The organism is Streptomyces sp. P9-A4 (assembly GCF_036634195.1).
Taxonomy (GTDB): Bacteria; Actinomycetota; Actinomycetes; order Streptomycetales; family Streptomycetaceae; genus Streptomyces.
In genome coordinates this window covers 984,499-997,500 of sequence record NZ_JAZIFY010000001.1, presented here as the reverse complement: position 1 = coordinate 997,500, position 13,002 = coordinate 984,499, and the positions used below count along the sequence as shown (strand labels likewise).

11 protein-coding genes, 2 rRNA genes and 1 riboswitch (1 of these 14 only partly in view) are annotated in these 13,002 nt (G+C 68.3%); of the genes, 12 read left to right on the top strand and 1 reads right to left on the bottom strand.

Annotated elements, in window-relative coordinates; translation table 11 throughout:
• The 12 genes from V4Y03_RS04430 to V4Y03_RS04375 form a co-directional block, all read left to right on the top strand.
• A 23S ribosomal RNA gene (locus V4Y03_RS04430) occupies positions 1 to 1,538 on the top strand; it begins 1,585 nt to the left of the window's first position.
• Positions 1,539 to 1,612: 74 nt separating this feature from the next.
• A 5S ribosomal RNA gene (gene rrf, locus V4Y03_RS04425) occupies positions 1,613 to 1,729 on the top strand.
• 146 nt (positions 1,730 to 1,875) lie between these two features.
• A complete protein-coding gene (locus V4Y03_RS04420) occupies positions 1,876 to 2,484 on the top strand; it encodes a CDP-alcohol phosphatidyltransferase family protein (protein ID WP_056555572.1) in 609 nt (202 codons plus the stop codon).
• A gap of 118 nt (positions 2,485 to 2,602) precedes the next feature.
• Complete coding sequence (locus tag V4Y03_RS04415; protein ID WP_317876932.1) at positions 2,603 to 5,098, top strand: mannose-1-phosphate guanyltransferase; 2,496 nt, start codon at positions 2,603 to 2,605, stop codon at positions 5,096 to 5,098.
• 101 nt (positions 5,099 to 5,199) lie between these two features.
• The gene (locus V4Y03_RS04410) at positions 5,200 to 6,129 is read left to right on the top strand and encodes a DUF881 domain-containing protein (RefSeq protein ID WP_317876931.1); all 930 of its coding nucleotides are present in this window, start codon (positions 5,200 to 5,202) and stop codon (positions 6,127 to 6,129) included.
• On the top strand, positions 6,126 to 6,458 hold the full coding sequence (locus V4Y03_RS04405) for a small basic family protein (RefSeq protein WP_015032176.1): 333 nt from the start codon (positions 6,126 to 6,128) through the stop codon (positions 6,456 to 6,458). The genes V4Y03_RS04410 and V4Y03_RS04405 overlap by 4 nt, the downstream gene beginning before the upstream one ends.
• A 5-nt stretch (positions 6,459 to 6,463) precedes the next feature.
• The gene (locus V4Y03_RS04400) at positions 6,464 to 7,393 is read left to right on the top strand and encodes a DUF881 domain-containing protein (RefSeq protein ID WP_442809778.1); all 930 of its coding nucleotides are present in this window, start codon (positions 6,464 to 6,466) and stop codon (positions 7,391 to 7,393) included.
• Positions 7,394 to 7,472: 79 nt separating this feature from the next.
• On the top strand, positions 7,473 to 8,414 hold the full coding sequence (locus tag V4Y03_RS04395; RefSeq protein ID WP_317876934.1) for an FHA domain-containing protein: 942 nt from the start codon (positions 7,473 to 7,475) through the stop codon (positions 8,412 to 8,414).
• 30 nt (positions 8,415 to 8,444) lie between these two features.
• Positions 8,445 to 9,185 (top strand): transcriptional regulator FtsR, encoded by a 741-nt coding sequence (ftsR, locus tag V4Y03_RS04390; protein ID WP_317876929.1) that lies wholly within the window; start codon positions 8,445 to 8,447, stop codon positions 9,183 to 9,185.
• A 143-nt stretch (positions 9,186 to 9,328) separates the two neighbouring features.
• Positions 9,329 to 9,802 carry a bifunctional nuclease family protein gene (locus tag V4Y03_RS04385; RefSeq protein ID WP_017238433.1) on the top strand — a complete coding sequence of 158 codons (474 nt, stop codon included), beginning with the start codon at positions 9,329 to 9,331 and terminating at the stop codon, positions 9,800 to 9,802.
• A 192-nt stretch (positions 9,803 to 9,994) separates the two neighbouring features.
• Positions 9,995 to 10,624 carry a whiB transcriptional repressor BldO gene (gene bldO, locus V4Y03_RS04380; RefSeq protein WP_317876928.1) on the top strand — a complete coding sequence of 210 codons (630 nt, stop codon included), beginning with the start codon at positions 9,995 to 9,997 and terminating at the stop codon, positions 10,622 to 10,624.
• Positions 10,625 to 10,732: 108 nt separating this feature from the next.
• Entirely contained in the window at positions 10,733 to 12,172 is a 1,440-nt protein-coding gene (locus V4Y03_RS04375) for a DNA polymerase IV (RefSeq protein WP_332434064.1), read from the top strand.
• 114 nt (positions 12,173 to 12,286) lie between these two features.
• Here V4Y03_RS04375 and V4Y03_RS04370 read toward each other — a convergent pair whose 3' ends face one another.
• Entirely contained in the window at positions 12,287 to 12,661 is a 375-nt protein-coding gene (locus tag V4Y03_RS04370) for a PRC-barrel domain-containing protein (RefSeq protein ID WP_317877426.1), read from the bottom strand.
• A 113-nt stretch (positions 12,662 to 12,774) separates the two neighbouring features.
• A riboswitch (glycine riboswitch) is annotated at positions 12,775 to 12,874 on the top strand.
• Positions 12,875 to 13,002 lie beyond the last annotated feature (128 nt).

Genomic DNA, 13,002 nt, shown 5'->3' with positions numbered 1-13,002 from the left:
GGGGAAAGGAAAGTGGTGGAGCCGCTGATCCAAGGTGGTAGTAGGTAAGCGATGGGGTGACGCAGGAAGGTAGTCCAGCCCGGGCGGTGGTAGTCCCGGGGTAAGGGTGTAGGGCGTTGTCCAGGTAAATCCGGACAGCACATAGCCTGAGACCTGATGCCGAGCCGATTGTGGTGAAGTGGATGATCCTATGCTGTCGAGAAAAGCCTCTAGCGAGTTTCATGGCGGCCCGTACCCTAAACCGACTCAGGTGGTCAGGTAGAGAATACCGAGGCGTTCGGGTGAACTATGGTTAAGGAACTCGGCAAAATGCCCCCGTAACTTCGGGAGAAGGGGGGCCACGTCTGGTGATGAGTCTTGCACTCTGAGCTGGGGGTGGCCGCAGAGACCAGCGAGAAGCGACTGTTTACTAAAAACACAGGTCCGTGCGAAGCCGTAAGGCGATGTATACGGACTGACGCCTGCCCGGTGCTGGAACGTTAAGGGGACCGGTTAGTCACATTTCGGTGTGGCGAAGCTGAGAACTTAAGCGCCAGTAAACGGCGGTGGTAACTATAACCATCCTAAGGTAGCGAAATTCCTTGTCGGGTAAGTTCCGACCTGCACGAATGGCGTAACGACTTCTCGACTGTCTCAACCATAGGCCCGGTGAAATTGCACTACGAGTAAAGATGCTCGTTTCGCGCAGCAGGACGGAAAGACCCCGGGACCTTTACTACAGTTTGATATTGGTGTTCGGTTCGGCTTGTGTAGGATAGGTGGGAGACTTTGAAGCAGCCACGCCAGTGGTTGTGGAGTCGCCGTTGAAATACCACTCTGGTCGTGCTGGATGTCTAACCTCGGTCCGTGATCCGGATCAGGGACAGTGTCTGATGGGTAGTTTAACTGGGGCGGTTGCCTCCCAAAGAGTAACGGAGGCGCCCAAAGGTTCCCTCAGCCTGGTTGGCAATCAGGTGTTGAGTGTAAGTGCACAAGGGAGCTTGACTGTGAGACCGACGGGTCGAGCAGGGACGAAAGTCGGGACTAGTGATCCGGCGGTGGCTTGTGGAAGCGCCGTCGCTCAACGGATAAAAGGTACCCCGGGGATAACAGGCTGATCTTCCCCAAGAGTCCATATCGACGGGATGGTTTGGCACCTCGATGTCGGCTCGTCGCATCCTGGGGCTGGAGTCGGTCCCAAGGGTTGGGCTGTTCGCCCATTAAAGCGGTACGCGAGCTGGGTTTAGAACGTCGTGAGACAGTTCGGTCCCTATCCGCTGCGCGCGTAGGAATATTGAGAAGGGCTGTCCCTAGTACGAGAGGACCGGGACGGACGAACCTCTGGTGTGCCAGTTGTCCTGCCAAGGGCATGGCTGGTTGGCTACGTTCGGGAGGGATAACCGCTGAAAGCATCTAAGCGGGAAGCCTGCTTCGAGATGAGTATTCCCACCTCCTTGAGAGGGTAAGGCTCCCAGTAGACGACTGGGTTGATAGGCCGGATGTGGAAGCCCAGTAATGGGTGGAGCTGACCGGTACTAATAGGCCGAGGGCTTGTCCTCAGTTGCTCGCGTCCACTGTGTTAGTTCTGAAGTAACGAACTGTGCCGATATCCGGTTGGTTAACTTCATAGAGTTTCGGTGGTCATAGCGTTAGGGAAACGCCCGGTTACATTCCGAACCCGGAAGCTAAGCCTTTCAGCGCCGATGGTACTGCAGGGGGGACCCTGTGGGAGAGTAGGACGCCGCCGAACAATTTTTAGCCTCAACCCCCGGACCTTGTCCGGGGGTTGAGGCATTTTTGCGTTCTGGCACGGGGGCCACCCTGTGCAACGGGGTGCCGTGGCTGAGGGTAAGGTCAGGGGGCATCGTCCGTACGTTCCCAGCAGGAGGCCCCCGGGTGGAGGTCCAGGAGACTCGCGTTCAGACCGACCGGGTTCTCACCATCCCCAATATTCTCAGCATGGCGCGCCTCGCCGGCGTGCCGCTGTTTCTGTGGTTGATTCTCCGTCCGGAGTTCGGTGGGCCCAACAGTGACGGCTGGGCGCTTCTCGTGCTGATGCTCAGCGGCGTCAGTGACTATCTCGACGGCAAATTGGCCCGGCGCTGGAACCAGATCAGCAACCTCGGCCGGCTTCTCGATCCCGCCGCCGACCGGTTGTACATCCTGTCCACGCTCGTGGGCCTCACCTGGCGCGAGATTCTGCCGTGGTGGCTGACCGCCGCCCTGCTGGCGCGTGAGGCCATGCTGCTGGTGATGGTGGGAATCCTCCGCCGGCACGGCTACCCGCCGCCGCAGGTGAACTTCCTCGGCAAAGCCGCGACATTCAACCTGATGTACGCGTTCCCGTTGCTGCTTCTCAGTGACGGAACGGGCTGGCTCTCGTCACTCGCTGAAGTTTTCGGGTGGGCCTTCGCCGGATGGGGTACAACTCTGTATTGGTGGGCAGGGATCCTCTACGTGGTCCAGGTCCGTCGACTCGTGAAGGCGGATACCGAGGCCGATTGAGCCCGCTCCTCCTGTGCCGAGCAGTGTCGCCGGCAACAACGAGGACGTCCGAGGGCCATTGAGCGGACAGAGGTGAAGTCGGCAGGACCGTCGTCTCTTCAAGGAGGACGCTTCCGACATGAAGGCCGTCGTGATGGCCGGTGGCGAAGGAACCCGACTTCGCCCCATGACCTCGAGCATGCCCAAGCCTCTACTGCCGGTGGTGAACCGGCCGATCATGGAGCACGTCCTACGACTGCTCAAGAGGCACGGTCTCAACGAGACCGTCGTCACCGTGCAGTTTCTCGCCCCTCTCGTCAGGAACTACTTCGGCGACGGCGAGGAGCTCGGGATGGAGCTCACGTATGCCAACGAGGAAAAGCCACTCGGTACAGCGGGAAGTGTGAAGAACGCCGAGGAGGCGCTGAAGGACGACGCCTTCCTCGTCATCTCGGGGGACGCGCTGACCGATTTCGACCTCACCGATCTCATCGCCTTCCACAAGGAGAAGGGCGCGCTCGTCACGGTCTGTCTCGCCCGGGTGCCGAATCCACTGGAATTCGGGATCACGATCGTCGACGAAGAGGGCAGGGTAGAGCGCTTCCTGGAGAAGCCGACCTGGGGGCAGGTGTTCTCGGACACGGTCAACACGGGCATCTACGTGATGGAGCCCGAGGTCTTCGACTACGTCCAGGCGGACACCCAGGTCGACTGGTCGGGTGATGTCTTTCCCCAGCTGATGAAGGAAGGCAAGCCGGTCTACGGCTATGTCGCCGAGGGCTACTGGGAGGACGTCGGCACCCACGAGAGCTATGTGAAGGCCCAGGCGGACGTCCTGGAGGGCAAGGTCCAGGTCGACATCGACGGCTTCGAGATCTCGCCCGGGGTCTGGGTCGCCGAAGGCGCCGAGGTACACCGCGACGCCGTTCTGCGCGGACCGCTCTACATCGGTGACTACGCCAAGGTCGAGGCCGGCGCCGAGATCCGTGAGCACACCGTCATCGGTTCGAACGTCGTCGTCAAGAGCGGGGCCTTCCTGCACAAGGCCGTCGTCCACGACAACGTGTACATCGGCCAGCAGTGCAATCTGCGCGGCTGTGTCATCGGGAAGAACACCGACATCATGCGGGCCGCCCGGATCGAGGACGGGGCCGTCATCGGGGACGAGTGCCTCGTCGGGGAGGAATCGATCGTCCAGGGGAATGTGCGCGTCTACCCCTTCAAGACGATCGAGGCCGGCGCCTTCGTCAACACCTCCGTCATCTGGGAGTCCCGCGGGCAGGCCCATCTCTTCGGGGCGCGCGGGGTCTCCGGCATCCTGAACGTGGAGATCACGCCCGAGCTGGCCGTTCGGCTCGCGGGGGCGTACGCCACGACCCTCAAGAAGGGCTCGACCGTCACCACCGCCCGAGACCACTCACGAGGTGCACGGGCGCTCAAGAGGGCGGTCATCTCGGCCCTGCAGGCCAGCGCCATCAACGTACGGGACCTGGAGAACGTGCCGCTGCCGGTGGCGCGGCAGCAGACCGCGCGGGGAAGCGCCGGCGGCATCATGGTGCGGACCTCGCCCGGCGTGCCCGACTCCGTCGACATCATGTTCTTCGACGAGCGTGGGGCCGACCTCTCACAGGGCGGGCAGCGCAAGCTCGACCGGGTGTTCGCTCGGCAGGAGTACCGGAGAGCCTTCCCCGGGGAGATCGGCGACCTGTCCTTCCCGGCGAGCGTCTTCGACTCGTACACCGGCTCGCTGCTGCGGAACGTCGACACCTCCGGGATCGCGGAAGCCGGTCTGAAGGTCGTCGTGGACGCCTCCAACGGCAGCGCCGGGCTCGTACTGCCCAGCCTGCTCGGGCGGCTCCAGGTGGACTCGCTGACGATCAACCCCGGGCTCGACGAGTCGAGGCCCACCGAGTCGGCCGAGAGCCGGCGGGCCGGGCTCGTACGGCTCGGGGAGATCGTGGCCTCGGCGCGGGCCGCCTTCGGAGTGCGGTTCGACCCCGTCGGCGAGCGGCTCTCGCTCGTGGACGAGCGCGGGCGGATCATCGAGGACGACCGCGCGCTCCTCGTCATGCTGGACCTGGTGGCCGCCGAGCGGCGGTCGGGGCGGGTGGCGCTGCCCGTGACCACGACACGGATCGCCGAGCAGGTCGCCGCCTACCACGGCACTCAGGTGGAGTGGACGACCACCTCGCCCGACGACCTCACCAGGGTCGGACGCGAGGAGTCGACGATCTTCGGCGGCGACGGGCGCGGCGGGTTCATCGTGCCCGAGTTCAGCAGCGTCTTCGACGGTGCCGCCGCCTTCGTCCGACTCATCGGGCTCGTCGCGCGGACACAGCTCACCCTGAGCCAGATCGACGCGCGGATTCCGCGGGCGCATGTCCTCAAGAAGGACATCGCGACCCCGTGGGCCGTGAAGGGGCTGGTGATGCGCCGGGTCGTCGAGGCGGCGGGCAGCCGGTCCGTCGACACCACCGACGGCGTGCGGGTGGTCGAGGCCGACGGGCGCTGGGTGATGGTGCTGCCCGACCCCGCGGAGGCCGTCACCCATCTGTGGGCCGAGGGGCCCGACGACGCCTCCGCGCAGAGCCTGCTCGACGAGTGGGCCGAGGTGGTCGACAGCGCAGGTCGCTGACCTGACGCGGCCGTCCTGCGGGGAGACGCCCGAGAGGCGCCTCCGCGCAGGACGGAGGGGCCATTCGGCGGTATCCCGTTCGACGTGCGACGATGTGCGGCATGTCGCAGCAGCCCCCCGTTCGGAGCACCGGATCGCCACCGCCGCGTCCGGACGCGTCCATGTCGCTGCTGAACAACGTGATCGACCACGCGCTCGACGACGGCTACGCGGAGGCGACCGCCCGGCGGGCCGCCGAGGGCCGTGGACTGCCCCGTAGCCTGCGGGCCAAACTCGGTGTCGCCGCGGGCCTCGTGCTCGCCGCCGCCGTGGTGACCGTGGGTGCGGCCGAGGCGCGGATCTCCGCGCCGGTCGTCGCCAAGGAACGCCAGGAGCTGATCGACCGGATCGAGACGGAGACGTCCACGGCCGATCAGCTGGAACAGGACGTCGAGCGGATCAGGTCCGAGGTCGGCGAACGCCAGCGGCAGGCACTCCAGCAGCACGGCGGCGACCAGGCCGAGCTGGTCGCGCTCCTCTCGGGCGCGACGCCGGTCCACGGCCCCGGGGTGAAGCTCGTCGTCGACGACGCCAAGGGCACCGACACCGGGGGAGGGGGTCCGCGCGAGAGCAGCGGCTTCTCCGACACGGGCCGGGTACGCGACCGGGACATGCAGCGCCTGATCAACGGACTGTGGGAGTCGGGCGCCGAGGCGGTCGCCATCAACGGCCAGCGGCTCACCTCACTGTCCGCGATCCGGGCCGCGGGCGACGCCGTACTGGTCGACAACAAGCCGCTGGTACCGCCCTACACGATCCTCGCGGTCGGGGACGGGCAGCGGCTGAGCACCACGTTCCAGGACAGCGCCGACGGGCAGTACCTGCACGCGCTGGTGGAGAACTTCGGGATCAGGAGCAGCATCTCGGCCGAGGGCGACGTACGCCTGCCGGCCGCGCCGAGCCTGACCGTACGTACCGCAGAGCCGAGGGGGGCCGGGGCGGCGACGCCGTCCGGTCGGGCCACGGCCGACACAGGGAAGGGCACATCGTGATCGCCGTACTGGGCCTGATCGTCGGAGTCGTGGTCGGACTGTTGGTCCGCCCCGAAGTTCCGGCGGTGGTCGAGCCCTATCTTCCGATCGCCGTGGTCGCCGCCCTCGACGCGGTCTTCGGCGGCCTGCGGGCCATGCTCGACGGGATCTTCGTCGACAAGGTGTTCGTGGTCTCGTTCCTCTCGAACGTGGTCGTGGCCGCGCTGATCGTCTTCCTCGGCGACAAGCTGGGCGTGGGCGCGCAGCTGTCGACGGGTGTCGTCGTCGTGCTCGGCATCCGGATCTTCTCCAACGCGGCCGCCATCCGGCGCCATGTCTTCCGGGCGTGAGGCCGATGAGCGAGAACCCACAGGATCCGCAGGATCCGAAGCGCCCCCAGGAGCCGCAGGGCCCGCAGCGTCCCCAGGAGCCCGAGGACCTCGGGAAGCCCGGACGTGCTGCTGAGGCCGGCGAGCCCGAGGGGACCCCGGAGGCCGTCTACGACGGGACCGCGGACCACGACGTCCGGGTGGCCGTGACGCCGGCCGGCGCCCCCGGCACCGAGCCGAGCGGACGGCGGAGGCTGGCCTCCGCGCTCTGGCCGCCTCGGGTGACCCGGGCCCAACTCGTCGTCGCGCTGCTGCTGTTCGTCCTCGGTCTCGGTCTGGCCATCCAGGTCTCCTCGACCAGCGACAACAGCGCCCTGCGCGGGGCGCGGCAGGAGGACCTCGTCCGCATCCTCGACGAGCTCGACGACCGCACCCAGCGCCTGGAGGACGAGAAGGCGCGGCTGGAGAAGCAGCGCTCCGAGCTGGAGAGCAGCTCGGACCAGGCCGAGGAGGCGCGCAAGCAGACCCAGGAGAAGGAGCAGCAGCTCGGCATCCTGGCCGGCACGGTCGCCGCCGAGGGGCCCGGCATCACCCTGACCGTCGGCGATCCCACCGGGGCCGTCGAGTCCGACATGCTCCTCGACGCCATCCAGGAGCTGCGCGCCGCCGGTGCCGAGGCGATCCAGGTCAACGGTGTGCGGGTCGTCGCGGACAGTTATTTCACCGGTAGCGGTGATGACATGCGGATCGATGGAACGAAGGTGGCCGCTCCGTACGTCTTCAAGGTCATCGGCAAGCCGGAGGATCTCGAGCCCGCGCTCAACATCCCCGGCGGTGTCGTGCAGACCCTGGAGAAGGAGCAGGCCACAGCCACGGTGGAGCGGGCGCCGAAGATCGTCGTCGATGCCTTGCGACCCGCGAAGCGGCCTGACTACGCTCAGTCGTCCTCCCCGTGAGGGGGGACGAAGGGGTCCCGCGACAAGCGCACGGCGTTGCGGGGGGTCGGCGCACCACAACGGTGGTGCGTGGTGGAAACTGTCCGGAGGATACGGACGTTGTGAAGGTGTCCGGGTCGGCAGGTGTGATGGATCTCGGTTCGTCCTGCCCCACGGGCGGGTCTGTTTCGGTCAAGGGGAATCGCCCGTGAAGTTGTTTGCGAAGTTGTTCGGCAAGAGCGCACGCGAGGACGGCGGCAACGCCAGGCACCGCGCGTCGCGCCATGCCCAGAGCGAGGAGCAGGGCGGCGAGCGCCCGCTCTTCCGCGACGAGGTCGGTGGCCAGGGTGGTGACATTCCGGGCACTCAGGGCGCGTCTTCTGTTGACCCCGCCGGTGCCGCCCCCATAGGTTTCGGAGAACCATCAACCTCAAGTACGGGTGGAGGGTTTACCCCCGATCCGTACGCGACACAGACCTCGGCGGGTCAGCCGCGGCAGGAGGATGCGTCCATGCCGGTGTGCACGAGGTGCGGTCACCGCAACACGGCCGACAGCCGTTTCTGCTCCCACTGCGGTACGCCGCTGCGGGGCGGGGTGGCTCCCGAGCGCGCTTCGGAGACGACCTCCACGATCTCCATCTCCGGGCTTGAGGCCTACGAGGCGGAGATCACCGGCCAGACGCAGCTGCCCTCGCTCTCTCCGGAGGCGCTGGCCGCCGTGGAGGCGCTGCCTTCCGGCTCCGCACTCCTCGTGGTGCGCAGGGGTCCCAACTCCGGCAGTCGTTTCCTGCTCGACGGCGAGCTGACGACGGCCGGCCGTCACCCCCAGAGCGACATCTTCCTGGACGACTTCACGGTCTCCCGGCGGCATGTCGAGTTCCGGCGGGCCCAGGACGGCAGTTTCACCGTTGCCGATGTCGGCAGCCTCAACGGCACGTACGTCAACCGTGAGCCGATCGACTCGGCCGTTCTGTCCAACGGCGACGAGGTGCAGATCGGCAAGTACCGGCTGGTCTTCTACTCGAGCCAGCGAGGCGTGTGACGCCTCGGAGAAGCCCTTCAGGGAAGGTCCATGCTGCGAACACCGACGGGCGGTGCCGGAACCGGCACCGCCTCCGCGGGCGACCGGCTGGTGAGCATCGGCACGGTGCTGAACCAGCTGCGCGACGAATTTCCCGAAGTGACCATCTCCAAGATCCGGTTCCTCGAGGCCGAGGGGCTCGTCGAGCCCCGGCGCACGGCCTCCGGATATCGCAAGTTCAGCCCGCAGGACGTGGAGCGGCTCGCTCAGATCCTGCGGATGCAGCGGGACCACTACCTTCCGCTCAAGGTCATCCGCGAGCACCTCGACGCCCTGGCCCGGGGGGAGCAGATCCCGCTCCCGGCCCCCGGGCGGCGGCGGGACCTGATCGAGGGGGCATGGGAGACGGACCCCGAGCCGCCCACCGCGGCGCGCCTCGGGCGGGCCGAGCTGCTGGCGGCGGCCGAGGTCACCGAGACCGAACTCGCCGAGTGGGAGTCGTACGGTCTGATCTCCGCGACGGAGGGCGGCTACGACGCCGAGACCGTCACCGTCGCCCGGCTCGTCGCGGATCTGGGCCGCTTCGGCCTCGAACCCCGGCACCTGCGGGCCGTGAAGGCGGCGGCGGACCGGGAGGCCGGGCTGATCGAGCAGGTCGTCGCGCCGCTGCGCCGGCACCGTAATCCGCAGACCAGGGCCCATGCGGAGGAGACCGCGCGGGACCTCGCCGCGCAGTCGGTGCGGCTCCACGCCGCCCTCGTGCAGACCGCGCTGGGGATTCGGCTCCAGTGACCCCGTAGGGGCTGGGCGGTGGCACGGAGGCGGCTCCGGGGCGGCAGGGAGGCGGCTCCGGGGTGGCGCGGAGTCGGTTCGGCGGTGGCCTCGGGAGGGGGCCCGACTATCCAAACCGGTCGGGCACGTCCTAGGGTTGCTGTGTGAACGAGCTCGACGTTGTGGGTGTCCGGGTGGAAATGCCCTCCAACCAGCCGATCGTGCTCCTGCGTGAAGTGGGAGGCGATCGGTACCTCCCCATCTGGATCGGACCGGGGGAGGCGACCGCCATTGCCTTCGCCCAGCAGGGGATGGCCCCTCCGCGGCCGCTGACGCACGACCTGTTCAAGGACGTGCTGGAGGCCGTGGGACAGGAACTCACCGAAGTCCGCATCACGGATCTGCGTGACGGGGTCTTCTACGCCGAGCTGGTCTTCGCCAGCGGCGTCGAGGTGAGCGCGCGCCCGTCGGACGCGATAGCCCTGGCCCTCCGGACCGGCACGCCGATCTTCGGCAGTGACGGTGTGCTGGACGATGCCGGCATCGCGATCCCGGACGAGCAGGAGGACGAGGTGGAGAAGTTCCGCGAGTTCCTCGACCAGATCTCACCGGAGGATTTCGGGACCAACAGTCAGTGAGGCGCAGCGGCGCGGCCGAGGGCCGTTCGCGGGGTGTCGTCAGGGCATTCGAGTAGCCTTTCCCCGGAGAGAGACACGGGAAACCACTCTCAGGGTGATTATCACTCGGCGTGCCGAGTGTGGCGATCGTTGACGCACCCCGAGTGACTGCCTACCTTCGTGTGGGCAGGTCAAGGACGGAGGGTCGGCGTGATGAGCAGCGCGGACGGTACGGCAGGGAGCTCGCTCGGACGCGTGTCCGGAGAGAGCGGTCCGTATCCGCTTCACGGCAGTGTGGGCGACTTCGGTACGGAAGCCGGTGCGGGCACCGGGCCGGGCGAGGCGGGCGAGGTGGTCGGCTATCGAGGCCCGACGGCCTGCGCGGCTGCCGGGATCACCTATCGACAGCTGGACTACTGGGCACGCACGGGGCTCGTGGAGCCGAGCGTGCGGCCCGCGTACGGATCGGGGACCCAGCGGCTCTACAGCTTCCGCGACGTCGTCGTGTTGAAGATCGTCAAGAGGTTCCTCGACACCGGGGTCGCCCTTCAGAACATCCGGGCCGCGGTGCAGCATCTGCGCGCGCGGGGCTTCCGCGACCTGGAGCGGATGACGCTCATGAGCGACGGGGCCACCGTGTACGAGTGCTCCTCGCCCGACGAGGTCGTCAGCCTGCTCCAGGGCGGGCAGGGTGTCTTCGGCATCGCCGTCGGAGTGGTGTGGAGGGACGTCGAGGCGGCGCTCTCGCAGCTGCACGGGGAGCGGGTCGACACCGGCGAGACGCTGGTCGGGAACAACCCGGGGGACGAGCTGGCGCGGCGGCGGCGGGACAAGGCCGTCTAGGTCGTGGGCGGGGCCCGCTCCGTGCCGGGGCGGGTTCCGCGCCGTGTCGGGGCGGGCTCGGGTCGTGCCGGGGCGGCGTTGTCAGTGGCGTAGGGCAGCATCGGACGTGTGAGAGCCGCGCCGACGATCCTGCATCTCGACATGGATGCGTTCTTCGCCGCCGCCGAGCAGGCGGCGAAGCCCAGCCTGCGCGGAAAACCCGTGGTCGTCGGAGGCCTCGGGCCGCGCGGGGTGGTCGCCACCGCCTCGTACGAGGCACGCCGCTTCGGCGTGCACTCGGCCATGCCGATGGGCCAGGCCCGGCGGCTCGCACCGAACGCCGCCTACCTCGTGCCCCGCTTCGCCTTCTACCGGTCGATCAGCGAGCAGGTCATGGAACTGCTCGGCCGGCTCTCCCCGCTCGTCGAGCCGCTCAGCCTCGACGAGGCCTTCGTCGACCTTGAGGCCGGGGGCGTGGCCGACGACGGCGCGAGCGCGCGGGCGGCCGGGGAGCGGCTGCGGGTCGACATCCTGGCGACGACGGGACTCACCGGTTCCGTGGGGCTCGCCGGTTCCAAGATGATCGCGAAGATCGCCTCCGAGGAGGCCAAGCCCGACGGGCTCGTCCTGATCGAGCCCGGCACCGAGCGCGAGCTGCTCGGCCCTCGGTCGGTGCGGATCCTGCCCGGGGTGGGGCCGGCCACCGGGGAGCATCTGCGGCGGGCCGGGATGACCACCGTGACCGACCTCGCGGAGGCGGGCGAGGACGAGCTCGTACGGCTGCTGGGGCGGGCGCACGGGGCCTCGCTGTACAGGATGGCCCAGGGGCACGACGACCGGCCCGTGGTGGCCGAGCGGGACGCCAAGTCGGTGTCCGTCGAGGACACCTTCGACGTCGACCTGCACGACCGGGTACGCATCCGGGTCGAGGTCGAGCGGCTCGCCGAGCGCTGCGTCGGGCGGCTGCGGGCCTCGGGGCACTCCGGGCGGACCATCGTCCTGAAGGTGCGGCGCTACGACTTCTCCACGCTGACCCGGTCCGAGACGCTCCGGGGGCCCACTGACGACCCGGGGGTGGTGCGGGAGGCGGTGGGGCGGCTGCTGGAGGGCGTGGACACGACCGGGGGCGTGCGGCTGCTCGGAGTGGGGGTGAGCGGGCTCGCGGACTACACGCAGGAGGATCTGTTCGCTCAGGCGGAGGCGCGGGGCGCGGCCGAAGCCCGCGTGGAGGGGGAGGCGGGGGGTGGCGCCGAAGCCGGTGACCGCGTGGCGGAGGGGGCCGCGGAGGATGCCGTGTCGGCGCCCGCCGGCGCAGGGGCCGTGACGGGCGGGAAGGCGGGCTCCGGAGGGGCCGAGGGGGCCGTGGAGCGGCACTGGTCGCCCGGCCATGACGTACGGCACGCGGTGTACGGGGCCGGGTGGGTCCAGGGGAGCGGGGTCGGGCGGGTCACGGTGCGGTTCGAGGAGCCGTGGTCCGGGCCGGGGCGGGTGCGGACGTTCTCCGTGGACGACCCGGAGCTGGAGCCGTCGGAGCCGTTGCCGCTGGTGCGTCGTGACGTGGGGGCGTGAGGGGTGCGCCCGGCCGCCGGCCCCGGCTGGGCCCGCACCGCCCCGTGCGGCTCGGTGCGGGTATGTCGTGGCGTGCCGGGGAGGCGGGCCCGCCCGGCGGGCCGGGCTTCTCGGTCAGGTGCCGTCCTGGCCCGCCAGGCGGCCGAAGTCCGTGTCCGGGGTGTCCGTGGGGGGCGGCGGGAGGGCCATGCTGTAGTGGCGGTAGAGCTGGAGTTCCTGTTCCGGGGAGAGGTGGCGGCCCACGCCGAAGTCGGGCGCGTCCTTGATGAGGGCGCGTTCGTAGGGGACGTGGAGGCCGTCACCGGCCAGCTCGCTCGGCTCCAGCGGGACGAAGGCGTCCCGGCTGAACAGGCCGGTGCGGACCGCGGCCCATTCCGGGATGCCGGTCGCGTCGTCCAGGTACACCTCGTCCACGGTTCCGATCTTGTGTCCCTTCCGGTCGAACGCCTTGCGGCCGATCAGGCTGCGCGGATCGATGTCGGTCTGCACGGTCCCTCCAACTGGTCGCAACTGCTCTACACCCCTACGAAAGTGCACAACTGGGATGTCGGCCACTTGAGCGATGGCAGCCGCAACCGCGCTGGTAGGCTGGCTGTGGCTGTCGACCCCGTGCGGGAGAGTCCTCCGGAGAAACCTTCCGGTGGACGCCGAAGGAGCAAATCCTCCCCGGAATCTCTCAGGCCCCTGTACCGCGCGGACGAGGTCACTCTGGAAAGCAGAGCGGTGTCAGACGGCATGCGCTCTCACCGACGGTGAAAGCCGGCGTGCCGTGAGGCGTGCCGGTGAAACTCTCAGGTTGAGATGACAGAGGGGGAGGCCGTCCGGGTACC

What these genes read in the sequence shown, in the direction of transcription:
- V4Y03_RS04415 (WP_317876932.1), top strand. Translation starts at nt 2,603, where the DNA reads ATGAAGGCCGTCGTGATGGCCGGTGGCGAAGGAACCCGACTTCGCCCC.
- V4Y03_RS04410 (WP_317876931.1), top strand. Translation starts at nt 5,200, where the DNA reads ATGTCGCAGCAGCCCCCCGTTCGGAGCACCGGATCGCCACCGCCGCGT.
- V4Y03_RS04400 (WP_442809778.1), top strand. Translation starts at nt 6,464, where the DNA reads ATGAGCGAGAACCCACAGGATCCGCAGGATCCGAAGCGCCCCCAGGAG.
- ftsR (WP_317876929.1), top strand. Translation starts at nt 8,445, where the DNA reads ATGCTGCGAACACCGACGGGCGGTGCCGGAACCGGCACCGCCTCCGCG.
- bldO (WP_317876928.1), top strand. Translation starts at nt 9,995, where the DNA reads ATGAGCAGCGCGGACGGTACGGCAGGGAGCTCGCTCGGACGCGTGTCC.